Genomic DNA, 22,803 nt, shown 5'->3' with positions numbered 1-22,803 from the left:
ATGATATCTAACCCCTGGAGTAATTTGGTTGTGATTTGCAGAATAATATTCTGCTGTAAATGAGCCTGTTGATTTCCGTTGCAGGCACTTCGCTTTCCGTGGGGCGGAGTTGAGCCTCCTGATATGAACGAAACTGTCAAGATTCCCACTCCACCATCGTTTTGGTTTTATTTTTGGGCACTTTTAAGAAGAGAAGCTATTTTGGCTTCTTGTGCTGGTTAGATATTTAGCCAAATTGGCTAGAATAGCTTCTTCTTTAGCTTACTGACCAATTCTCATCGCTTGGATGGGCGGTCAAGTGGTCTCCTTGACGGCCCATCCAAGCGATGAGAGGCTAGTTAGAGCTAAAAGAAGGAATAATCGACCTCCTGTTATTGATAGGAATAGAAGATAAAAACACGGCACGAAGGCAAAAACTCAACTGCGGTTATCATTCTGATATTCGTGGGTTTTCACATTTTATCTTTCCGTATAAAGGACCTGCCACTAACTCGCGACGTGCGTTAATCTATTAAGATATAGCACAGAGGAGGCACGTGGATCTTCCTTTCCGGTTTTTCTCTTTGCCTTCGAGCCCTATTCTCAGTTCTATTTAAAACCTCTATCTTCCGATAGATCACTACTTCTCTTTTTTACCCTTGAGGAATGTCTTCTACTTCTTGCATCACTGCCCAAATAAATCCTGCCAATTCTCTCGCGACAGCTGTAACGGCTTTTGGACTTTCTTTACCTCTCGCTAGTAAACGGAAATACTTTTTATGCAGCCTGTTCTGTGCCTTCCATGATATTGCCTGGATAGTTGGAGACTGGCCGTTTTGTCGTTTTTTAAGTTCTCCTTTCACAGCTGGCTTATATCTATAGCTCCATGAGGCCTCTACCAATAATCGCCGCACATGCCGATTTCCTGTTTTGGTTATCTGTCCTTGGCTTCTTCTTTCTCCACTTGAATACTCGCTAGGTATCAGACCAACATACGCCATGAATTGTTTGGGCGTAGTAAAACGTTTAAACGAACCGATTTCTGCCACAATGCTTGTCGCTGTGATAAAAGCCACACCCCTTAATGATTGGAGTGCCTGAATTTTCTGGGCGTGAACCCCTTCATTGGACTGAATCCTAATTTCTTCTTCCAGCCTTAGAATCCGTTGTGATAATTCTTTAATTTGGTGATAGTATTCCTGGAAAGTGATTTGCAGGGAAGTGTTTTCAAACTTTAAAGTATCAAGCCATTCAAAATACTTTTTTGTCCACTTGTTTATTCCACTTGGTGGTTTAATGTCATTGCGAAGTAAAAACTTACTTAATCGATGCTTCCCCCTCAGTTCGTCTTCTTTGGCGTCTTCTCTGCATCTAATAAGATCCCGCAGCGCCTCATTTTCTTTATCTGGAACATAGATGGCAGTCAATTCGCCAGCACGGTACAAATGAGCTAAGCGAATAGAATCCCTGCGGTCCGTCTTAATGCGTTCTCCGGGTCTTTTAGGAATAAGAGAAGGGGCAATTACCGAGCACTGAATCCCCATTGCCATAAGTAGCCGATAAAGTGGATATCCGGTCGGACCGGCTTCATAACACACTCGGAGTGTTTCAGGCCTGCCTAACTTTTTCATTAATTTCTTTACTGCTTCTGGGGTATGGGGGATCAATCCCCAGTATCTAGGCTCTGCCCGGCCTTCTTCTGCGATAGCGACCGCAATCTTTTCTTTTGAGACGTCTAAACCTACGTATTTTATGGTATCCTGCATAATAACTAGCTCCTTCCGTAATGTAGCTCTGATTTGGGAATGTATTTTAACAGTAAACATTCTAACCAGATTAACCTACGATGTTACGAGTAGGAGCTAGTTTCGTTCATGATAACTCGCGCTTGCGCGCTGTGGGGTCTCAACATTTCCGCTATCTCCCACAGGAGTCTTCGTGCCTTCCACTCCAATCAACAGGGGCTTTGAATTTTTTTTGCGTATTAAATTTCTAAAAACCAAATTCCTATGCTCTATTCCTGCAAATTGTTTCTGCTTTTATATGGGGTGTTGAGTTTCGTTGCAGGCACTTCGCTTTCCGTGGGGCGGAGTTTGAGCCTCCTCGCGCTTGCGCGCTGCGGGGTCTCAGCCTTGCCGCTATTTCCCACAGGAGTCTTCGTGCCTTCCACTCCAATCAACAGGCTTTTATATTTTTTTTTCAGTTCTAATAACTTTTAATATCCTACATAGAAATGAATCTTTCACTAACTATTTTCCCCAAATGAAAACGGACCCCGCAGCGGGATCCGTCTATAGTCTTAAATTACTTTTGTGAAGTAAGGATGGACGCAATATGCTCTAATAGCTGGTCTTTGTGGATTTCTTCCATTTCGCCTGTGCTTCTTACTTTTACTTCGACGATGCCTTCGGAGGCTTTTTTGCCGGCTGTTATTCTGACTGGAAGTCCGATGAGGTCGGCGTCGGCAAATTTTACGCCGGCTCTTTCGGGCCTGTCGTCAAAGAGTACTTCGTAGCCATTTCCACGGAGTTCTTTGTAAAGCTCTTCTCCGAGGCCTGCCTGTGCTTCGTCCTTCATGTTTACGGCAATGACGTGAACCTTGAATGGCGCGAGATCTGCCGGCCATATGAAGCCTTTGTCATCGTTGTACTGTTCGGCGATTGCTGCAAGGATACGGGATACCCCGATGCCATAGCAGCCCATGATCATCGGCTGGGTACGGCCGTTCTCGTCAAGGTAAACGGCATTCATTGCTTCACTGTAGCGGGTGCCAAGTTTGAAGACATGGCCGACTTCAATGCCCTTTGCAAAAAGGATTTTGCCGTTTCCATCCGGCGAGAGGTCGCCTTCCTGGATAAAGCGGAGATCGGCAAATTGAGAGACTTCAAAATCGCGTCCGGCATTGACATTGATATAGTGGAATCCTTCTTCATTCGCACCGCATACGCCGTTCACTACTGCTTCCACAGCATGGTCTGCAACAATTTCAACATCTTTAGCGCCGATTGGGCCCAGTGATCCTACAGAACAGCCAAGGATGCTGCGTGTTTCTTCCGGAGAAGCCAATTCAGCCGAAGCAGCTGAGAAGAGGTTCTTCAGTTTAATATCGTTTACCTCGTGGTCACCGCGGACAAGAACCAGCACATATTTGTCATCAACCTTGAAAAGAAGGGATTTAATGCATTCCTCGCTTGACACATTCAGGAATGAAGACACTTCTTCAATCGACCTTTGATTTTCCGTCTGGACCTTTTCCAATTCCTTTGGAGCGGCATCACTTTTCGCATAGGCGTTGATGACTGGTGCCATTTCAACATTGGCAGCATAATCCGAAGCATCGGAATAAGCAATCGTATCTTCCCCGATATCGGAAAGCACCATGAATTCATGGGTATCTTTTCCGCCCATAGCGCCAGAATCAGCAATAACTGCCCTGAAGTTCAGTCCGCAGCGTGTAAAGATATTAGAGTAGGCTGTAAAGAGCCTGCTGTAAACTTCATCAAGGCTTTCCTGTGAAGAATGGAAAGAGTACGCATCTTTCATGATGAATTCGCGCCCGCGCAGAATTCCGAAACGCGGCCTCTGTTCATCCCTGAATTTTGTCTGGATCTGATAAAGCGTCAATGGCAGTCTTTTATATGATTTTACTTCGTCACGTACCAGGCTGGTGATTACTTCTTCATGGGTTGCACCCAAAGCAAACTCCCGGTCATTACGATCCTTTAATCTCATAAGCTCTGGCCCGTATGTATACCATCTTCCTGATTCCTGCCACAGCTCAGCCTGCTGGAGCGCCGGCATCAACAGTTCGCTCGCCCCTGCGTCATCCATTTCTTCCCGGACGATGGCCTCGATTTTCTGCAGCACTTTTCGTGCCATTGGCAGATAGCTGTATACACCCGCTGCGTTCTGGCGGATGAATCCTGCCCTGAGGAGAAGCTGGTGGCTTCTGACCTCGGCATCTGCCGGTACTTCTCTTAAAGTTGGGATAAGTGTCATGCTTTGCTTCATAATCAGCACCTCTTCGTTTCATATATTGATTCTTAATCAGTGTAAGGGCTTGTCCTGTTTCCCGGGTATCCGGAGAAAAAACTGGGCTATCGCCGGTTCTGGAGATAGCCGCAGATGTTTATTTTATTCTATTGCAGGAAGAAACGCTGGATATCATTCCATGTGACAACAAGCATCAGCAGCATAAGGAGGGCGAATCCGATAAAATGGACCATCCCTTCCTTGTTGCGGTCGATCGGCTTGCCCCGCAATGCTTCCACTGCAAAAAACATAAGCCTTCCGCCATCAAGTGCCGGAATTGGGAGCAGATTCATGATTCCAAGGTTGATGCTCAGTATTCCTGCCCATTTCATCAGATAATAGATGCCTGATTTAGCCACTGTATCTGTTGATACATAAATGCCGACAGGGCCTGATAAAGCATCAATGGAGAACTGGCCTGTGACAAGCTTACCAAGCATGACGAAAATTTCTTTCGTCCATGTGTATGTTTCTTCTGCACCATAAGCGATGGCTTTCAGCGGAGATTTCTCCATCGGGCTGTACACGCCGATTATGCCAATGGTTTCTTTGCCTTTTTCCCCTTCAACTTCCCTTGCCTCAGGAGTTACAGGGATTTCAAGCTCTTCTCCGTCGCGGCTCAGGATGAAATCCAGCTCTTTACCTGGACTCTTCTGGATGATTTCCACCACATCGTTCCAGCTAGAGATTTCAGCGCCATTGATGCTCTGGATCTGATCTCCTTCAAGGAGGCCAGATTCCTTCGCAGCTCCATCAGGCGTCAGCCGGCCAAGCTCAGGTTCGTTTGTCGGCATCCCCTGAAGAAGGCCGATCAGTACAAATACGACAAATGCAAGGATGAAGTTCATCATCGGTCCGGCAAATATGGCCATGGTCCTCTGTCCGAGCGTCTTGGAAGCAAACTGCCTGTCATACGGGGCGATGAGCGTTTCCACACCATCCTCGACAAGGAGAGCATCCTTGTTGATCGGATATGAAACAAGCCTTTCTTCCTCTTCACCCTCGGCATAGCCGCGGATGACAAGATCATGCTCGATGTCGGCATATTCCACTTCAATCGGCCTTGCATCCGGATATTTATCTTTATTATTAAGGATGATTTTGCTGACCCGTTCGTCATTATCCAAAATCAAACCAACACGATAGCCCGGTTTGATTTCCACCATTTCAGGATCTTCCCCTGCCATCCTGACAAATCCCCCAATCGGAAGCAGACGGATGGTGTAGACAGTTTCTCCTTTTTTATGGGAGAACACCTTGGGGCCGAAACCTATGGCAAATTCACGGCAAAGAATGCCGGCCCTTTTGGCGAATACAAAGTGCCCCAACTCATGGAAAAAAACAAGGGCTCCGAAAATGATAATAAAGGCTATCACAGTATCCAAAAATATAACCACCTTTTTTTAGAGGTTGTTCAGTAAGAAAAGCGAAAGCGGCCCGCGCCGTGCGGCAAAGTCTGCCTGGCCCTCATCCTGCAGGCTTCAAGGGTAACAGGCTGGTAGGTTTTTATTTGACTTTTCGCCAGCCGGCTTTCCCGCAAGCGGATGGCGCATGGAGCCGGAAAGCCGGCAATCTTCAAGCGCCAAAACCCTCTTTGGATCTCCTCTTTCCTGTACTGAACACCAGCTTATAGAAGCGCGTTTACCAGCTGCCTTGTCTGACGATCAACTTCCTGGATTTCCTCGAGGCCCGGGTTATCTGAAACAGCATGCTTTTCCATAGCCTTTTCGACTAAATCCTCTATCTGGAGGAAAGTGATTTTACCTTCCAGGAAAGCTGCAACCGCCGCTTCGTTAGCTGCGTTCAGGACAGCAGGAAGTGTGCCTCCCCGCCTGCCGGCATCAAATGCGAATTGCAGGCAGCGGAATCGGCTGTAATCCATCTCCTGGAAATGAAGCTGTCCGATTTCTGCCAGATTAAGCTTCTTGCCGGTCCGGTGGGGAAGGCGGTCCGGATATGTCAGGGCGTACTGTATCGGCACCCTCATATCAGGCGTCCCCAGCTGGGCGATGACAGAGCTGTCATGGAATTCCACCATAGAATGGATGATGCTTTCCTTATGAAGAAGGACCTCAATTTTTTCATATGCTATAGAAAACAGCCAATGGGCCTCTATCACTTCAAGACCTTTATTCATCATTGTTGCAGAATCAATGGTTATTTTAGCTCCCATAGACCAGTTTGGATGGTTTAAAGCCTGTTCAACAGTCACATCTTTGAGTTCTTCCCTTGTTTTATCGCGGAAGCTTCCCCCGGACGCTGTAAGGATGAGTTTATCGATATTCTTCTCTTTTTCCCCCTGAAGCGCCTGGAAGATAGCGGAGTGCTCACTGTCGACAGGAAGAAGCTCCACACCGTTTCTCCTGGCTGCATCCATGACGATATGGCCTGCAGTGACAAGTGTTTCCTTGTTGGCAATCGCAATTGTTTTCTTTGCTTCAATGGCCTGAAGTGTCGGCTGAAGGCCGACGCTGCCAAGGACAGCGTTAACGAGGACATCTGCTTTTGGATGTACGGCTGTTTCTATAAGCCCTTCCTGGCCATAAGCAAACTTAATTCCCGGGAACTCGCCTGCAAGTGTGTCTGCATCATTCTTCTCTGCAGCCGCTACCAGCTCAGGTTTGAATTCCGACATAATTTTCCTGCCAAGTTCAAGGTTTCTGCCGATGCTCATGCTGGCCAGCCTGAATTGCTCTGGATGCTCCCTTATAACATCAAGGGTCTGGGTGCCGATAGAACCGGTTGCCCCCATTAAACTAATATACTTCACTATTGTTCAACTCCTATTGTTTCAACAAGCTAGACTCTCCCGGCTAGTTAAGCAGCTGGAAGAAATGCAGAAGCGGCCATACGAATAAAAGGCTGTCAAACCTGTCCAGGATGCCGCCGTGCCCGGGAAGGATTGTCCCGGAATCTTTCACTTCATAATGCCTTTTAAGCGCCGATTCTGCCAGATCTCCTATTTGGCCGAAGATAGACAGAACAATCGTGATGAAAGTAAGCTGCATCAGTGTCGCGTCTATATCAGTCAGCAGGACGAACAGAACTGCAACGGCGACCGCACATACGACCCCGCCTATAAAGCCTTCCACCGTTTTATTCGGACTGATTTCAGGCCACAGCTTGTTTTTCCCCATGGCTTTCCCGATAAAATAGGCACCGGAATCTGTTGCCCATACAATGAATAAAGAGAAAAAGATAAATAAAATGCCTGCTTCACGTGTTTCAATAAAATAGTAAAAGCCAATCCCCACATATATGGATGCAAGAATTGAAAAGGCTGCATCATCAAAAGTAAATCTGTTCTTTGATGCCACGGTATAGGTCAGCAAAAGCAGGACAGCAAGCATCCCGATTTCTGTCTTTGATCCGGCAGCAAACTGCAATGCCGGCCATTCCTGTGCACCATCAGGAAGCATCAGCCCCCATAATAGAGCAAGTGTAATAATGCCGGGCACTGATAACATCTTAAGCCTGCGCATTTTCAATACTTCAAATAAAGCCGCGGCGGCAAGCACATAGGCAAGCAGCACAACCGGTGTCCCTCCGTATATGACAACAGGGATTAGTATAGCTCCAAATATGATCGCTGTTATGATTCTTTGCTTCATCTAGTTTTCAACACCTTTATTATACTCCTCCGAACCGCCTCTGACGGTTTTGGAACACCTCAATGGCCTCGAGCAATTCTCCCTCAGTGAAGTCCGGCCATAATACATCTGTGAACCAGAACTCCGTATAAGCCAGCTGCCACAGCATGAAATTGCTCAGGCGGATTTCTCCGCTTGTCCGGATCAGAAGATCGGGATCTTCCAGCCCTTCAGTCATTAAGTAGGCTGAAAAAACTTCTTCATTCAGTTCGCTTTCTTCCATTATGCCACTTTGGCAATCATTTAAGACCCGTTTGACGGCTTCGAGTATTTCTGCCCGGCTGCCGTAATTGAGAGCAAAGTTCAGAATGAGGCCATCATTGTCCTTTGTTTCTTCCATTGCCTTTTCAATCGCTCTGAGTGTATGGCCCGGAAGCTTATCTTTATAGCCTATCATCTGGACACGGACATTTTCCTCAACCAGCTCTGGAAGGAAAGTTCCCAGGAATTCTTCCGGAAGCTTCATGAGATAATCGACTTCAAGCTTCGGCCGTTTCCAGTTCTCAGTCGAAAAAGCGTAAAGGGTCAGAGTCTTGATTCCGAGCTCGTTGGCAAGCTTAGTCGTCCTCCTGACCACCTTCATCCCTTCATGGTGCCCTGCTATTCTCGGCAGGGCCCGCTTTTTGGCCCAGCGGCCATTCCCATCCATTATTATCGCTACATGAGAAGGTACTTTTTGTTCCCTTATTTTTATTATGCGCTCTCGGAGATCGGAAGAAGGTGCTTGGTTCTTCCATTTTTTAATTTTATTTAACATAAGACGGCTCCTTCAAAATGCGTTTCTCTTATCCTCCGAAAAAAGATCTTTCCCCAAAATGTACGATTTGCCTGTTCCCAAAATCCGCACGTTCTTATCATACCAAAAATAAATGAAGATATCTCTATAAAAAAGAATATGTAAACATAATAAAAATAAGAATACAAGAAGCAGCACATTATGGCAGGGTGCCATAATTATGCTCCATATCGCCATATGAGCAAAAAAACCCCCTATATACATAGAGGGTTCTTGTATATTTAGCTGATATAACACCGGAAAAAGAATTAAACCTCAAGAATTTCTTTTTCTTTGTCTTTTGTGATGCTGTCGACCTTTGTGATATGCTCATCTGTCATCTTCTGGATGTCATCTGAGTAGCCGCGAAGGTCATCTTCAGTAATCTCGCCGTTTTTCTCCAGCTTCTTCAGATCATCGTTGGCATCGCGGCGGATGTTGCGGATTGCGACCTTTGCATCTTCTGATTCTTTTTTGACTACCTTCACAAGCTCTTTCCTGCGTTCCTCAGTCAGGGCAGGGATGGCAAGGCGAAGCAGATTCCCGTCATTCGTAGGATTCAGGCCAAGGTCAGATTTAATGATCGCCTTTTCGATTTCTCCAAGAATGCTCTTATCATAAGGCTGGATGACGAGAAGGCGGGCCTCAGGCACGGAAATTCCAGCAAGCTGGTTGACCGGTGTAGGCGCCCCATAATAATCCACAGTGATCCTGTCAAGCAGCGAAGCGCTTGCCCGGCCTGCGCGGATGCTTGCAAGCTCCCGTGAATACGCCTGGATTGCTTTTGTCATACGTTCCTTCGAGTTTGAAATAACTTGTTTTGGCATTATTTATTCCCCCTGACGATCGTTCCGATTTTTTCACCGCATACGGCACGCTTAATATTGCCGTTATCCATAATTGAGAATACAATAAGCGGAATATTATTGTCCATGCATAAGGAGGAAGCTGTTGAATCCATTACGGCAAGCCCCTCTTTCAGGACATCCAGATAAGACAATTCTTCATATTTAACCGCATTTACATCTAGCCGAGGATCTGCGGAGTATACCCCATCTACATTATTTTTCGCCATTAAGATAACTTCTGCTTCGATTTCAGCAGCACGCAATGCTGCTGTAGTATCTGTTGAAAAATACGGGTTGCCAGTACCGGCTGCGAAGATTACGACACGCTTTTTTTCCAGATGGCGGATTGCACGCCTGCGGATATAAGGCTCTGCAACCTGGCGCATTTCGATGGATGTCTGAACGCGTGATTCAACATCCAGCATTTCAAGGCTGTCCTGAAGGGCAAGGGAATTCATGACAGTTGCAAGCATGCCCATATAGTCTGCATTCGCCCTGTCCATCCCCATCTCTTCCCCGATCTTCCCGCGCCAGATGTTGCCGCCGCCTACGACGACCGCCACTTCGACCCCAAGATCGGAAACTTCCTTCACCTGCTGCGCAACCGACTTGATGACAGAAGGATTAATGCCGAAGCCCTGCTCTCCTGCTAAAGCTTCACCGCTTAATTTTAAGACAACTCGTTTGTATTTAGGGCTGCTCATAAGAACCTCCATATGTATTGGAATTACATGATTTCTTGAAAAAGAGGGAACACAATGTGTTCCCCGATTACCTTCATAAAAGCAGATTCAACGGCTTTTATCTATTATTTTTTCACCTGGTTCATAACTTCTTCCGCAAAGTTGTCTTCGCGCTTTTCAATGCCTTCTCCTACTTCGTAGCGAACGAATTCGCTAAGAGTTCCGCCAGTTGATTTTACGAAGTCGCGAACCTTTTGGTCAGGATTCTTAACGAATGCCTGGTCAAGGACACAAACGTCTTCAAAATATTTGCTCAAACGGCCTTCTACCATTTTTGCAACAATGTTTTCAGGCTTGCCTTCGTTTAAAGCCTGCTGAGTCAGAACCTGGCGCTCGCGCTCTACTTCTTCAGCAGAAACTTCATCGCGTGACACATATTTAGGGTTCAATGCAGCAATGTGCATAGCTACGTCTTTAGCAGCCTGCTCATCAGTTGAACCTTCAAGAACAGTCAGAACGCCAATGCGTCCGCCCATGTGCAGGTAAGCACCGAATGCGTCGCTGTCAGTCTTGCTTTTCACTTCAAAACGGCGAAGGGAAAGCTTTTCTCCGATCTTAGCGATTGCAGCATTGATGTGCGCTTCTACAGTCGCACCGTTTTCCATTGTTTGTGAAGCAGCTTCTTCAGCAGAAGCAGGCTTGTTTTTAAGCAGGTGCTCTGCCAATTCTTTTACAAGAACCTGGAAGCCTTCGTTTTTTGCAACGAAATCTGTTTCAGAGTTCACTTCAAGGATGACAGCTTCATTGCCTTGTGCAAGGATGTAAGTTGTCCCTTCTGCCGCGATGCGGTCAGATTTTTTAGCAGCTTTAGCGATACCTTTTTCGCGAAGGAAATCGATTGCTTTTTCCATATCACCATCTGTTTCCTGAAGCGCCTTTTTGCAGTCCATCATTCCAGCGCCAGTCTTTTCACGCAATTCTTTAACGAGTTGAGCAGTAATTGCCATAGTGAAATCCTCCTTAAATATATGTAATTTTCATATTTTCTTTAAAAAAAGGTGATAAAGGGTGCTCCCTATTATCACCTTTACAGACATTAAGCAGTTGTTACTTCTTCCCCTTGCTTAGCTTCAAGGATAGCATCAGCCATTTTACCTGTTAGAAGCTTAACAGCGCGGATAGCATCATCGTTTGCAGGGATAACAACATCGATTTCGTCCGGATCGCAGTTTGTATCAACGATGCCGACGATAGGGATGTTCAGCTTGTGAGCTTCTGCAACTGCAATGCGCTCTTTGCGCGGGTCAATGATGAATAGAGCGTCTGGAAGAGTCTTCATATCTTTAATTCCGCCAAGGAATTTTTCAAGACGTTCTTGTTCTTTTCTTAACTGTACAACTTCTTTCTTAGGAAGCACTTCGAAAGTTCCGTCTTCAGACATTCTTTCGATGTCCTTCAAGCGAGTGATACGCTTCTGGATTGTTTCAAAGTTAGTTAAAGTTCCGCCTAACCAGCGCTGGTTTACAAAGTACATACCAGAACGGAGAGCTTCTTCCTTAACAGAATCCTGAGCTTGCTTCTTTGTACCAACGAAAAGGATTGTTCCGCCGTTACCAGCAAGTTCTTTCACGTAGTTATAAGCTTCTTCTACTTTCTTGACCGTCTTCTGAAGGTCGATGATGTAGATGCCGTTACGCTCAGTGAAGATATATTTCTTCATCTTAGGGTTCCAGCGGCGAGTCTGGTGACCGAAGTGTACACCAGCTTCAAGCAGCTGTTTCATTGAAATTACTGACATGTTAGTTCCTCCTAATGGTTTGTTTGCCTCCGCCCATATCATCTTCAGTCAAAAACTGTACAAAACAGCACCAATTGCCTGAATCCATAGGCGTGTGTATTAACACCATGAGTAAATATAGCACAAGTGACTTTTACAATCAAGTTATTCCTGCCGATTTTGACGAAATTTCAATAATAATGATATTTCAGTTTTCCCCCTGCCAAGTTTCCTGGCTATCTCCTCTTCGGCAAACCCCTGATCGTGAAGGGTTTGGGCCTGTTCCAGGATGGATCCGCCTGCCTGTCCGCTTTCTTCAGGTTCTGCCGGGGAAGGTTCAGCCCCGCTCTGGGAGGCTTCTCCGAGCTCGACAATATCCTCGGGGAAAAGCATATAATCCTCCGGCATCGGCTCCTTCTTTTGGCTGTACGCCTGGGCAGCCTTCTTCTGCATCGAGGAACCTTTTCTCAGATTGGGTGCGGGAGGATCTTTCACTCTGCCCGCACCGGCATCTGCAGCTTGGGCAGCCGCAGTCCCATTAGTTTCAGAATGAACATCCCCTGCAGGCTGTGAGCTTTTTTGAATGTTCCTCAGCAGCTTGTCGTTATCTTCTTTTATTTCTACTATGAAAGCGGCTATTGCATCTTCCACTTCCCTGAATGACTGCCCCTGCCTTTTCTCCATTTCAAAAAGGCGATTTTGGCGCATATACAATAGTGCTACTGCAAAAATGAGAATCAGATTGATAATCAAACTGACTGCCAGCAGAAAAATAGTCATTGAATCCCTCTATCTTCTAAAATCAATTGATGTTCCTTTGTAGGGATGAACCTCTTTTACGATTTCATCCTTTTCTTCCTTTTCCTTTTCAGGCAGCGATCCGCCGCTGTTTGGGCTCCGTTCCTTCTGCCAGCCGGCCTGAAGCCGGGAATGCTTCTTCACGACCGACTTCCTGTCCTTCTCCTCCTGCTTCTGCACAGCCCTTGCCGCCTGGTCGTTCATCATTTGTCCTCTCTGCTGCAGCTGCTCCTGGATCTTGGATGCATCCTGCATCCTTGGAAGGGCAACCTGCATTTCAATCAGCTTCAAACTCATATCGGACACTTCCCTTCAGATCGCTCCTGCTGTTATCAGCAGTGCATGATACCCTCGGGCCAAGCCATTTACATGATCTTTTGAAGTGTATGCCTCAAGCTGAATATGGCTTTCGTATGGATCTGGGATATCCTTGAAGTGGAAAGCCCCATCACCTGGCCAATCTCTGTCAGTGTCAGCTCTTCTTTATAGAAAAGGCTGATGACCAATTGTTCTTTTTCATTCAGGCAGGAAACCGCATCGGCCATCTCTGACAGGAGTTCATCTTTTGCCACCTTCTCCTCCGGGACCACTGCGCGATGGTCTTTAAGGATATAGGTTGCTCCATCCTTCTCATCCTGATCCTGAGGCTGTTCATCCATTGAAAGGACATTTGCGAAAAAATGCTCGCTCATGACCGTCTGCACTTCATCTTCGTGCAGGTCCACTTCTTTCCCGATTTCAGCCGCCGTCGCCTTTCTCATTAGATGCTGCTCCAGCCTTTCCGCTGCAGCTTCGATCTTTTTTGCTTTTTCCCTTGTGCTCCTTGGAAGCCAGTCCTCTTTTCTCAGGCCATCTATAATCGATCCTCTGATCCGGAAGGAAGCGTACGTATCAAACTTCAGGTCCCTTGTGGGATCGAACTTTTCAAGCGCATCATACAACCCCATCAAGCCGAGGCTCCTCAGCTCATCCCTGGAAACATTTTTCGGGAGGCCGGCAGAGATTCTCTGAACATGATAGCTCACTAGAGGCATATATCTTTTTACAAGGGAATTGCCGGCCTCAGCATCACGGCTTTGCTGCCATAATGCCCAATATGCTTGTTCATCAGATGATTGTCCATGCATTCGTACGTATACCTCCTTAAGCGCAAGCCCGGTGTAGTATTTGTAAATTATATCAAAATTGCTTTCCTATTAATATTGCAGCAGTTGAAATTCTCAGATTCAGGAAACATTTCCTATATATCCTCAGTCAGCTCATCCCGCTTTTTCACTGGGCCAAAAGCGGAAAAAAATCAGCCCCATTCAAATGGCTGACTTTTTTCTGGAGATGGATTGTGCCCGGGGATGAAGCTATTAGAATTGTTTTCATGTTCGAGCAGGGCTGCCCTACAGCTCAGTGACCCCTTTGTTGACCGTTTTGATCTGCAGCATGGACGTCTTCGTGTTGAATTCTATTGTCCTTCCGCTGTTTCCTCCGACATCCTCTGCAATCAGCCTGATATTATGCACTTGCAGGGCTATTTTGACTGCTTCCACATTTCTCGGCCCGATTCTCATAAGGTCGCTTCCTGAAGAAAATTGGAACATCTGCGCCCCTCCGGCAATCTTGGCCCTGAGAAATCCCGGACTTGCCCCGTGCCGGACCATCTGCCTTACGAGTTCTTCGATCGCTGTATCGGCGTACTTCAGCTTATTGATTGAACCGGCTCGCGCAAGGGAAGAATCAGGAAGCATGATATGTGCCATTCCCGCGAGGCCTGATGACTGGTCATATACCGCTGCTCCTACGCAGGAGCCAAGTCCCGAGGTGCGCAGTATGTCAGGCATAGATGCGATTTTCAAATCTGCTATACCGACCTTGATGATGCTGGCAATTTCATTCATCGCCCAATACTCCCAAAGAGCTGAAAATCACTTCAAAGGAGCAGGGGTCCGGCAGCAGAAAAAAATGGCCTTTTAATGTATGCGTGACAGCCGGTGCCACTTCAGTCAAAGTTGTCTCGATGACAATTGCACTGTCGCTCACCTGGGAAAGCTCTATAAGGCCGAAGCTGATGATCGCTCCTGCCATATCGATTCCGAGTGCAGGCACTGAAGGATAGAGTGAAAGATTTGTAAAATCAGAGAGTGAGGACAAATAGGAGCCTGCCAGAATATTGCCCATTTCCTGCAGAGCTGACAGCCCTATTTCATCAAAAGGCGGTTCTGCCAGCTGAAATCTGTCATCAGCAGTCATCTGCCGGATGAAGGATTCGGCCTGCTCCACCGGAAGGATGAAGAACATGCTTCCGGGGGCATCGCCCTCGATTCTCAGAAAAACGCTGGCCACTACATTTTCCGGGCCCCCGGCCATTTCCATCATTTCATCAAATGAGACGATCTTAACATTCGGGACTCTCATATCAATCTTTTTATCCAGCAAAGTCGACAGCGCGGTTGCTGCATGCCCTGCCCCGATATTGCCGATCTCCTTCAGCAGGTCCAGGTGCAGGGATGAAATGCCGTGCAGGAAGCTGCCGGTCTGCTTACTCATGGCCTGCCAGCTTCATTTCTCCGCCTTCCAGAATCTTTCCAAGGTCGATCAGGATCAGCAGGCGTTTTTCCACTTTGACGACACCGCTTATGAACTCCGCCTCCTCGGCGCCGATCACGTTCGGCGATGGTTCTATAGAATCTTCTGATACGTCGATCACATCATTGGCCCCGTCAACCACGAGGCCGACTTCCATCTCATCGGCCGAGGCGATGATGACCCTTGTGCTGTCACTATACTCTTTCTGTTCAAGACCGAATCTTGTCCTCAGGTCAATGATCGGGGTAACCACGCCGCGCAGATTGATCACTCCTTTGACAGAGGAGGCTGCCCCGGGCACTCTTGTAATATGCTGTACTTTCTCGATTGATCTTACTTGAGAGACCGGTATCGCATATTCTTTATCTTTTAATAAGAAAATGATCAGTTTTAAATCTGCGGTCATTGTTTCACTCATTTCATACACTCCCTGAATTGGCAGTAGCTTTCATGCCAGTCTATTAATTTATTAAAGCATTGCAGTCAACAATCAATGCAACCTGCCCATCCCCAAGGATCGTAGCTCCGGAAATTGCAAAAATATCATTCAGATAGCCTCCGAGTGATTTAAGCACGATCTCCTGCTGTCCAATAAACGAGTCGACTACCAGTCCAGCCATCTTGTCCCCTTTGCGGACGATGACCACCGAATAATAACCATCTTCCTCCAAATGCACAGGAACAGCGAACACATCCTTCAGGAACAGAAGCGGAACGACCTTGCCGCGGAAATCTATGACCTTCTGGTTGTGGGCATTCATGATATCCTCTTTTTTAATGATTGCCGTTTCAATAATAGACGAAAGAGGAATCGCATACTTTTCCTTCTGTACTTCAATCAGCATGACAGAAATGATGGAAAGTGTCAGCGGAAGCTGGATGGAGAAGGTTGAGCCTTTTCCTTCCTGGGAATCAATCGTGACTGTTCCGCCTAATGATTCAATGGTGCTTTTCACTACATCCAGGCCTACGCCCCTGCCGGAAACATCCGAGATTTTGTCTGCAGTGGAAAAACCGGATGCAAAAATGAGCTCGTACACCTGTTTGTCAGTTAATGAAGCGCCTGCCTGCTCCGTTATAATGCCGTTTTTGACAGCTTTTTGCAGGACTTTGTCACGGTTTATCCCAGCTCCGTCATCGATCAGTTCGATGAAGACGTGGTTGCCGCTGTGGTACGCTTTCAGAACGACTGTCCCTTCTTCATTTTTCCCGTTCGCCTTCCGTACTTCCGGAGTTTCAACTCCGTGATCCAGTGCATTGCGGATCAAGTGTACTAAAGGATCGCCAATTTCATCTATAACCGTTCTGTCCAGTTCTGTTTCTGCACCTACAATTTCAAGATTGATTTTCTTATTCAGGTCCCTGGCCAGCTGGCGGACCATCCTAGGGAAGCGGTTAAATACCGTTTCAACAGGCACCATCCTCATATTGAGAATAATATTCTGAAGGTCTCCTGAGATGCGGGACATTCTTTCAACGGTTTCGTGGAGCTCCTGGTTGTTGAGCTCTTTCGAAATCTGCTCAAGTCTTCCCCTGTCAATGACAAGCTCTTCAAACAGATTCATCAATATATCCAGACGCTCTATATTCACCCGGATTGTTTTGCTGCTTGCCTGTTTGGCCGGTGCACCATTCCTGCTTTCTTCTTTTGGTTCTTCCACAGGCTGGATGATGCCGGGTGCAGGCGCCGGTTCTTCTTCAGCCGGACTGGCAGGCATCAGGTCAATGTTTATGATTTCTGCCTTTTCAATTTCTGATACTTTCATGATCTTCGCCTGAATCTCTTCTTTTGGTTCCTTTGTAACCAGCGTGACCGTAAAGGCTGAATCAAATTGCTCTTCCTCCAGCACGTCCACAGGAGGATTGGACTTAATGATTTCACCGGACTTCTCCAATACTTCGAACACCATAAATACTCTCGCAGCCTTCAGGAGGCAATCTTCCCTCAAAGAGATGGATATCTCGAAAACGTCAAAGCCCTGTTCCTTTGACTGGCTGAGCACAGTCCGTTCAAATTCATCATAATCACTTCTCAGCTCTGCAGGAACTTCTGCTTCTGCAGCAGCCGCAGCCGCCGCTTCCTGACGCGATTCCATTAAAGGGGTTTGGCCATTTTCAATCAGCTCCAGCTGCTTTACCGCCGTACTGACATCGCGCTTTCCATCCCCTCCTTCTGAAATGGATAATACCATGGCTTCCAAATCATCGACTGCCAGGAAAACGGTATCCAGGAGTTCAGGCGTGACGCCTATCTTTTGATTTCTAATAGCGTCAAGAACATTCTCCATCTGGTGGGTCAGGCGGGCCAGGTCTTCGTAACCCATTGTGGCAGACATTCCTTTTAACGTATGGGCAGATCTGAATATTTCATTAATTATTTTCAAATCGGCAGGATTCTTTTCAAGTTCAAGCAGATGTTCATTAATCGCTTGCAGATGCTCCCTGCTTTCTTCAATAAATACTTCTAAATATTGGCTCATTTCCATGGCGCTTTCACCCCTCTGAATTAAACATAGCTCTTTATTTTTTCAGCAATTTCTTCTATATTCGCAACTTTATCGACAAGCCCGGTTTCTATTGCCGTCCTCGGCATTCCGAATACAATCGCTGAATCTTTTGATTCTGCAATAGCAGAAGCATTTCCTTTGCTCTTGATTGCTGATAAGTCTTTTGTCCCGTCTGAACCCATGCCAGTCAGGATTACAGCGATTTTATGGCAATTTTCAATCATGCTTGCCGACTCAAACAGTATATCTACTGATGGCCTGTGCCCATTGACCGGCGCAGCTTCACTTAAGACCGCCATCAAGCCGGCTTTCGTCTGCTGTACTGTCAGGTGAAGGCCCCCGGGCGCTATGTAAGCTGTCCCTTTTTTCAGCAATTCGCCGTGCTCGGCTTCTTTTACACACAGCTCCGACAAGAGATCCAGCCTGTCAGCCAATGACTTGGTAAAGCCTGGAGGCATATGCTGGACAACAAGCACTGGTGCATCCAGGGTCCCTGGAAGCTTGGAAAACACCTTTTGAAGCGCTCTCGGCCCGCCGGTTGAGGTACCGATGCACACAAGCTTGTCTGCTGCGGGCAGGCTGCCTGGCTTGAGGGGCGGTCCGAAAGTCTCTGGTTCTATTTTACTATAATTTTCGTATAGCTTAATAGTATTTTTTCCATATAAAGGCTTGTCTGCCAGTTTGGCAGCTGATATCCTGCTTGCAGCAATGACCTTCTCTGCAAGCTCCTGTTTAATTTTGAACAAGTCCAGTGAAATAGAACCTGAAGGCTTTGAGATAAAATCGGCAGCTCCGAGCTGGATGCTGTTCATTGTCTTTTCTGCGCCTTCTTTGGTGGCACTGGCCAGCATGACGACAGGAAGGGGATGAACTTCCATGATTCTCTTTAATGCATCAAGTCCATTAAGCTTCGGCATTTCCACATCCATGGTAACGACATCCGGCTTCAATTCCTCAATCTTCCTTAAAGCATCTTCCCCATCTTTAGCGGTTCCGCATATATTGATTTGTTCATTCTCAGAGAGGAAGTCAGAGATAAGCTTTCTCATAAAAGCAGAGTCATCCACTACGAGTACATTGATCTTGCCCATTTAGCTCCGCCCCTTTTCAAAAAGCAATTGCTTAAGCCGCGACATAAAGGGAACCTTCCCATCAGCCTGCTGCTTCCCGTTCTGCTGCAGGAAAAAATCAGCAATGTCAAGAGTGGCCCTTGAAGCTGCCGAGCTTCTTTTATAAAGCAGATAAGGGGTCTGCTTCCTGACGGCCTGCTGAACGCTGCGGTCATCAGGAACAGCGCCAAGCCTTGTGACCCTTTTTCCCAGGAAGCTTTCCATTACTTGTGATATCCTGTTAAACGCCGAGGCTGCTTCCTTCTCTGTTTCTGCTTTATTGACGACTATACTAATCGGCATCTTATTGTCCCTGAGATGGATGAACTTCAAAGCAGCATAAGCATCGGTCAAAGAAGTCGGCTCAGGGGTTGTCACTGCTATCAGTTCATTCACGGATAAAATAAAATGAAGAGATTGGCTGCTGATTCCCGCACCCATATCCAGAATGATATATTCATATTTAGAAAACAGCTCCGAGAAATCCAAGAAAAATTGGTCAAGCACCGGTGCTGAGATCTCGGCCAGCTGAGAAAGGCCTGTTCCCCCTGCTATGTAATGGAGTCCATGCGGTCCCACTGAAATGATTTTCTCGAGTGAAGCATTGCCTGCAAAATAGTCTGCAGCCGAATAAGGAGAAGCAAGGCCAAGCAGGACATCTATATTCCCCATTCCGATATCAAGATCCAGCAGCAGAACATCATGCCCTTTTTCCTGGAGTGAAAGGGAGAAGTTCAGGGAAAAATTCGATTTCCCTACTCCTCCTTTCCCGCTTATTACAGCGATAGTCTTTGCTGAAGCCTTATCTTCCCCGTTCCTCAGTTTCCTTCTAAGCTGTTCTGCCTGGTCATTCATACTTTGATTCTCCCATTATCGCCCCGGCTATTGTTTTCGGGCCGGCGGGCACAAGATCATCCGGGACATTTTGGCCGGTAGTCAGATAGGCTGCCCCTTTTCCTGTTTTATCAATTATGTTGAGCAGCGGTCCAAAGGTCGACGTTTCATCTGCTTTTGTGAATATGAACCTGTTAATGTCCACTACTGAAAATTGTTTGATTGTTTCTTCCATATCCCTTTGCTTGGATGTTAACGATAGGACCAGATAGGTCTGGCTGCTTTCTGCCTCAAGCAGGCTTTTAAGCTCCTGGACATATTTCGGGTTGCGGAAATTGCGTCCCGCTGTATCAATCAAAATGACCTCAAAGTCCTTGAAAGTGTCCACTGCAGCCTTGAAATCTTCCTCTGTATAGCATACTTCCATAGGCACATCGAGTATATCTGCATATGTTTTCAGCTGGTCGATGGCAGCGATTCTATACGTGTCTGTAGTGATGAAGGCCGTTTTTTTCTTTTGCTTTATCACACATTCAGCAGCTATTTTAGCCAGAGTAGTTGTTTTGCCAACGCCTGTAGGTCCGACAAAGTTAATGATTTTGTGATCAAACGCAATTCCGCCATATTGGGCTGTTTCGAGCTTTGCCGTCAAAAGTTCCCTCAGCCAGCTATTAATCTTGTTAAAATCAGGTTCTAAGTCAGATTTATACCATTTTACCAAAAGCTTTTCCATAAGCTCTTCAATGATTGAAGGTTCCACTTCCTGTCCTGCCAGCTCTTCCTGCACTTTCTTGAGCGGAAGCGGCAGGGAAGATTGGGCTCTTAAGCTTCCTCCAGAAGAAGACTGCTGCATTAAACGCTTAAGCTCCCGGATTTCCGCTGCCAGTTCTTCCGAAGAAGGTCCCCCTGCTTTTGGAAAAAATTCAGCTGCCTTTACAGGCGGAGGCTCGATCATTTTTTCTTTTAATACTTCCTTAGGCTGGCTGGGCTCAGGATCTATTGCTGCAATGACTTCAATATTCCTTTTCTTGAAAAACCCTAGGAATCCGTTTGTCTGCACCATTTTGGAATTCAGGATGACTGCATCGCTGCCAAGCTCTTCGCGGATGATTTTCATTGCTTCAGGCATTGAAGGTGCCGTGAATTTTTTTACTTTCAATCGATGTTCACCACCCCTACACTTTGTACTTCTACATTTGCTTCCAATTCATTATAGGAAAGGATCGGCACGAGCGGGAAATACCGTTCTGTCAATTGTCTCACATACATCCTAACGGCTGGCGAGCAAAGAACGATAGGCGACTGGTCCATGATGGAAAGCTGCTCCACCTGGGAAGCGATCGATTCCAGGATGCTTTGTGAAACAGCCGGATCCATTGAAAGATAATTCCCATGCTCAGTCTGCTGGATGCCTTCTGCTATCAGCTTTTCAATTTTCCCTGACAATGTCACAACTTTCAGTGAATCGCCCTGTGCGGAATACTGGTTGGTGATCTGGCGGGCCAGCGCCTGCCTTACATATTCAGTGAGCAGATCTGTATCAGATGTCACTTTTCCAAAATCAGCCAGCGTTTCAAAAATGATCGGCAGGTTGCGGATAGAAACATTCTCCTTAAGCAGCTTGGCCAATACCTTTTGAACTTCGCCAACTGACAATGGATTTGGCGTGACTTCGTCTGCAAGGATCGGGTAGCTTTCCTTCAGATGGTCAATCAGCTGCTTTGTCTCCTGCCTTCCGAGCAGATCATAGGCGTTCGCTTTGATGATTTCAGTAATATGGGTAGAGACGACCGAAGGGGGGTCCACTACCGTGTAGCCAAAAATTTCTGCCTGCTCTTTCGTTTCCTCTGTTATCCATTTGGCTGGAAGCCCAAAGGAAGGCTCGACCGTATCAATCCCGTCGATGCTGTCATCTTCAATCCCGGGGCTCATGGCCAGATAGTGGTCAAGCAGCAGCTCACCGCGGGCCATTTCATTTCCTTTAATCTTCAGCCTGTATTCATTCGGCTGCAGCTGGATATTATCCCTGATTCTCACCACAGGAATGACCAGCCCCAGTTCAATTGCAAGCTGCCTCCGGATCATCACGATCCTGTCAAGAAGGTCTCCGCCCTGATTGGCGTCTGCAAGCGGGATAAGCCCATAGCCAAACTCGAATTCAATGGGGTCCACATTCAGAAGGCTGACCACACTTTCAGGACTCTTCATTTCATCTGTTTCCAGCTCTTCCTCTATCTCCTGAAGCTGCTCTTTATCAGGCTCCTTCACCCTTGATAACATAAATCCGCCAAAAGCAAACAATCCGGCAATCGGGAAAGTAAGGATATTGCTGATAGGCGTAAACAGTCCAAGCAGGAATATTGTCGCTCCGGTTACATACAGCATCTTTGGGTATGCGAGTATCTGTGAAGTAATATCCTTGCCCAGATTCCCTTCGGATGCTGCCCGGGTCACGACAATTCCTGTCGCGGTTGAAATAAGCAATGCAGGGATCTGGCTGACGATCCCGTCACCCACTGTCAGCAGCGAATAGCGGCTGGCCGCATCAGCGAAGCCGAGTCCCTGCTGCATCATGCCAATGACAATCCCGAATATAAGGTTGATCAGGACAATGATGATCCCGGCTATGCTGTCCCCTTTTACAAATTTGCTCGCACCATCCATCGAGCCGTAGAAATCAGCTTCCCGGCTGACCTTTTCCCGTCTTTCCCTTGCTTCATGCTCAGAAATCATCCCCGCATTCAGATCAGCATCGATGCTCATCTGCTTTCCTGGCATTGCATCGAGCGTAAATCTTGCTGCAACCTCTGAAACACGCTCAGAACCTTTTGTTATAACGATAAATTGGATAATAATCAGGATAAGGAAAACAACCATCCCTACTATTACATTCCCGCCGACAACGAATGTCCCGAACGTCTCAACGACACCGCCTGCTTCACCTTTTGATAAAATAGATCGGGTCGTGGATACATTCAGTCCAAGCCTGAATAATGTCAGCAGCAGCAGGAGCGATGGAAAAATGGAAAACTGCAGCGGTTCATTCATATTCATGGATATCAGCAAAACGAGAAGCGCCAGTGATATATTCATGATGATCAGGATGCTTAACAGCCACGATGGAAATGGTATGATAAGCATGGCGACAATCAGGATGACACTGACAACAACCGATAAATCTCTACCAGACATAATCTCTCTCCTAACAGAAATGCGTAAGGCACTTGTTCAGCC

At 46.7% G+C, this 22,803-nt stretch carries 21 protein-coding genes; all 21 read right to left on the bottom strand.

The window, feature by feature from the left end; genetic code table 11:
- Positions 1-632: 632 nt before the first annotated feature.
- Complete coding sequence (locus N288_RS09250) at positions 633-1,745, bottom strand: IS110 family RNA-guided transposase (protein WP_022543719.1); 1,113 nt, start codon at positions 1,743-1,745, stop codon at positions 633-635.
- Positions 1,746-2,283: 538 nt separating this feature from the next.
- Entirely contained in the window at positions 2,284-3,990 is a 1,707-nt protein-coding gene (locus N288_RS09245; protein WP_009795862.1) for a proline--tRNA ligase, read from the bottom strand.
- 128 nt (positions 3,991-4,118) lie between these two features.
- Complete coding sequence (gene rseP, locus N288_RS09240; RefSeq protein WP_009795863.1) at positions 4,119-5,396, bottom strand: RIP metalloprotease RseP; 1,278 nt, start codon at positions 5,394-5,396, stop codon at positions 4,119-4,121.
- Between the two features lie 242 nt (positions 5,397-5,638).
- Positions 5,639-6,781 carry a 1-deoxy-D-xylulose-5-phosphate reductoisomerase gene (locus tag N288_RS09235; RefSeq protein WP_009795865.1) on the bottom strand — a complete coding sequence of 381 codons (1,143 nt, stop codon included), beginning with the start codon at positions 6,779-6,781 and terminating at the stop codon, positions 5,639-5,641.
- Positions 6,782-6,824: 43 nt separating this feature from the next.
- Positions 6,825-7,622 carry a phosphatidate cytidylyltransferase gene (locus N288_RS09230; RefSeq protein ID WP_009795866.1) on the bottom strand — a complete coding sequence of 266 codons (798 nt, stop codon included), beginning with the start codon at positions 7,620-7,622 and terminating at the stop codon, positions 6,825-6,827.
- Positions 7,623-7,641: 19 nt separating this feature from the next.
- Positions 7,642-8,418: an isoprenyl transferase gene (locus tag N288_RS09225; RefSeq protein WP_009795867.1), complete on the bottom strand. Its 777-nt coding sequence runs from the start codon at positions 8,416-8,418 to the stop codon at positions 7,642-7,644.
- Positions 8,419-8,705: 287 nt separating this feature from the next.
- Positions 8,706-9,263 carry a ribosome recycling factor gene (gene frr / locus N288_RS09215; protein WP_009795869.1) on the bottom strand — a complete coding sequence of 186 codons (558 nt, stop codon included), beginning with the start codon at positions 9,261-9,263 and terminating at the stop codon, positions 8,706-8,708.
- Positions 9,263-9,988: a UMP kinase gene (gene pyrH / locus N288_RS09210; RefSeq protein WP_009795870.1), complete on the bottom strand. Its 726-nt coding sequence runs from the start codon at positions 9,986-9,988 to the stop codon at positions 9,263-9,265. Before pyrH ends, frr begins: the two co-directional genes overlap by 1 nt.
- 104 nt (positions 9,989-10,092) lie before the next feature.
- Entirely contained in the window at positions 10,093-10,974 is an 882-nt protein-coding gene (gene tsf / locus N288_RS09205; RefSeq protein ID WP_009795871.1) for a translation elongation factor Ts, read from the bottom strand.
- A gap of 89 nt (positions 10,975-11,063) precedes the next feature.
- Positions 11,064-11,765: a 30S ribosomal protein S2 gene (gene rpsB / locus N288_RS09200; RefSeq protein ID WP_009795872.1), complete on the bottom strand. Its 702-nt coding sequence runs from the start codon at positions 11,763-11,765 to the stop codon at positions 11,064-11,066.
- A gap of 144 nt (positions 11,766-11,909) precedes the next feature.
- Positions 11,910-12,524 (bottom strand): hypothetical protein, encoded by a 615-nt coding sequence (locus N288_RS09195; RefSeq protein ID WP_009795873.1) that lies wholly within the window; start codon positions 12,522-12,524, stop codon positions 11,910-11,912.
- A gap of 9 nt (positions 12,525-12,533) precedes the next feature.
- Positions 12,534-12,839, bottom strand: coding sequence for a hypothetical protein (locus tag N288_RS09190; RefSeq protein WP_009795874.1), 306 nt, complete (start codon positions 12,837-12,839; stop codon positions 12,534-12,536).
- Positions 12,840-12,907: 68 nt separating this feature from the next.
- Positions 12,908-13,669, bottom strand: coding sequence for a FliA/WhiG family RNA polymerase sigma factor (locus N288_RS09185; RefSeq protein WP_009795875.1), 762 nt, complete (start codon positions 13,667-13,669; stop codon positions 12,908-12,910).
- A 264-nt stretch (positions 13,670-13,933) separates the two neighbouring features.
- Positions 13,934-14,431 carry a chemotaxis protein CheD gene (locus tag N288_RS09175; RefSeq protein WP_009795877.1) on the bottom strand — a complete coding sequence of 166 codons (498 nt, stop codon included), beginning with the start codon at positions 14,429-14,431 and terminating at the stop codon, positions 13,934-13,936.
- A complete protein-coding gene (locus N288_RS09170; RefSeq protein ID WP_009795878.1) occupies positions 14,424-15,080 on the bottom strand; it encodes a chemotaxis protein CheC in 657 nt (218 codons plus the stop codon). Before N288_RS09170 ends, N288_RS09175 begins: the two co-directional genes overlap by 8 nt.
- Positions 15,073-15,537: a chemotaxis protein CheW gene (locus N288_RS09165; RefSeq protein WP_009795879.1), complete on the bottom strand. Its 465-nt coding sequence runs from the start codon at positions 15,535-15,537 to the stop codon at positions 15,073-15,075. Before N288_RS09165 ends, N288_RS09170 begins: the two co-directional genes overlap by 8 nt.
- A 43-nt stretch (positions 15,538-15,580) precedes the next feature.
- Positions 15,581-17,605: a chemotaxis protein CheA gene (locus N288_RS09160; RefSeq protein ID WP_009795880.1), complete on the bottom strand. Its 2,025-nt coding sequence runs from the start codon at positions 17,603-17,605 to the stop codon at positions 15,581-15,583.
- 20 nt (positions 17,606-17,625) lie between these two features.
- A complete protein-coding gene (locus N288_RS09155) occupies positions 17,626-18,717 on the bottom strand; it encodes a protein-glutamate methylesterase/protein-glutamine glutaminase (protein WP_022543716.1) in 1,092 nt (363 codons plus the stop codon).
- On the bottom strand, positions 18,718-19,590 hold the full coding sequence (locus N288_RS09150) for a MinD/ParA family protein (protein ID WP_009795882.1): 873 nt from the start codon (positions 19,588-19,590) through the stop codon (positions 18,718-18,720).
- Positions 19,583-20,728, bottom strand: coding sequence for a flagellar biosynthesis protein FlhF (flhF, locus tag N288_RS09145; protein ID WP_009795883.1), 1,146 nt, complete (start codon positions 20,726-20,728; stop codon positions 19,583-19,585). The genes N288_RS09150 and flhF overlap by 8 nt, the downstream gene beginning before the upstream one ends.
- The gene (gene flhA / locus N288_RS09140; RefSeq protein WP_009795884.1) at positions 20,725-22,761 is read right to left on the bottom strand and encodes a flagellar biosynthesis protein FlhA; all 2,037 of its coding nucleotides are present in this window, start codon (positions 22,759-22,761) and stop codon (positions 20,725-20,727) included. Before flhA ends, flhF begins: the two co-directional genes overlap by 4 nt.
- Positions 22,762-22,803: the final 42 nt, after the last annotated feature.

This window comes from Bacillus infantis NRRL B-14911, assembly GCF_000473245.1.
Lineage (GTDB): Bacteria > Bacillota > Bacilli > Bacillales > Cytobacillaceae > Bacillus_AB > Bacillus_AB infantis.
Note: the sequence above shows the minus strand (reverse complement) of the source record. Positions and strands in the feature narration are given on the sequence as shown.

What these genes read in the sequence shown, in the direction of transcription:
- flhA (WP_009795884.1), bottom strand. Translation starts at nt 22,761, where the DNA reads ATGTCTGGTAGAGATTTATCGGTTGTTGTCAGTGTCATCCTGATTGTC.
- N288_RS09150 (WP_009795882.1), bottom strand. Translation starts at nt 19,590, where the DNA reads ATGAATGACCAGGCAGAACAGCTTAGAAGGAAACTGAGGAACGGGGAA.
- N288_RS09170 (WP_009795878.1), bottom strand. Translation starts at nt 15,080, where the DNA reads ATGAGTAAGCAGACCGGCAGCTTCCTGCACGGCATTTCATCCCTGCAC.
- N288_RS09195 (WP_009795873.1), bottom strand. Translation starts at nt 12,524, where the DNA reads ATGACTATTTTTCTGCTGGCAGTCAGTTTGATTATCAATCTGATTCTC.
- rpsB (WP_009795872.1), bottom strand. Translation starts at nt 11,765, where the DNA reads ATGTCAGTAATTTCAATGAAACAGCTGCTTGAAGCTGGTGTACACTTC.
- N288_RS09185 (WP_009795875.1), bottom strand. Translation starts at nt 13,669, where the DNA reads ATGCATGGACAATCATCTGATGAACAAGCATATTGGGCATTATGGCAG.
- N288_RS09225 (WP_009795867.1), bottom strand. Translation starts at nt 8,418, where the DNA reads ATGTTAAATAAAATTAAAAAATGGAAGAACCAAGCACCTTCTTCCGAT.
- tsf (WP_009795871.1), bottom strand. Translation starts at nt 10,974, where the DNA reads ATGGCAATTACTGCTCAACTCGTTAAAGAATTGCGTGAAAAGACTGGC.
- N288_RS09245 (WP_009795862.1), bottom strand. Translation starts at nt 3,990, where the DNA reads ATGAAGCAAAGCATGACACTTATCCCAACTTTAAGAGAAGTACCGGCA.
- N288_RS09155 (WP_022543716.1), bottom strand. Translation starts at nt 18,717, where the DNA reads ATGGGCAAGATCAATGTACTCGTAGTGGATGACTCTGCTTTTATGAGA.
- N288_RS09190 (WP_009795874.1), bottom strand. Translation starts at nt 12,839, where the DNA reads ATGAGTTTGAAGCTGATTGAAATGCAGGTTGCCCTTCCAAGGATGCAG.
- pyrH (WP_009795870.1), bottom strand. Translation starts at nt 9,988, where the DNA reads ATGAGCAGCCCTAAATACAAACGAGTTGTCTTAAAATTAAGCGGTGAA.
- N288_RS09230 (WP_009795866.1), bottom strand. Translation starts at nt 7,622, where the DNA reads ATGAAGCAAAGAATCATAACAGCGATCATATTTGGAGCTATACTAATC.
- N288_RS09160 (WP_009795880.1), bottom strand. Translation starts at nt 17,605, where the DNA reads ATGGAAATGAGCCAATATTTAGAAGTATTTATTGAAGAAAGCAGGGAG.
- N288_RS09250 (WP_022543719.1), bottom strand. Translation starts at nt 1,745, where the DNA reads ATGCAGGATACCATAAAATACGTAGGTTTAGACGTCTCAAAAGAAAAG.
- frr (WP_009795869.1), bottom strand. Translation starts at nt 9,263, where the DNA reads ATGCCAAAACAAGTTATTTCAAACTCGAAGGAACGTATGACAAAAGCA.
- N288_RS09165 (WP_009795879.1), bottom strand. Translation starts at nt 15,537, where the DNA reads ATGAGTGAAACAATGACCGCAGATTTAAAACTGATCATTTTCTTATTA.
- N288_RS09175 (WP_009795877.1), bottom strand. Translation starts at nt 14,431, where the DNA reads ATGAATGAAATTGCCAGCATCATCAAGGTCGGTATAGCAGATTTGAAA.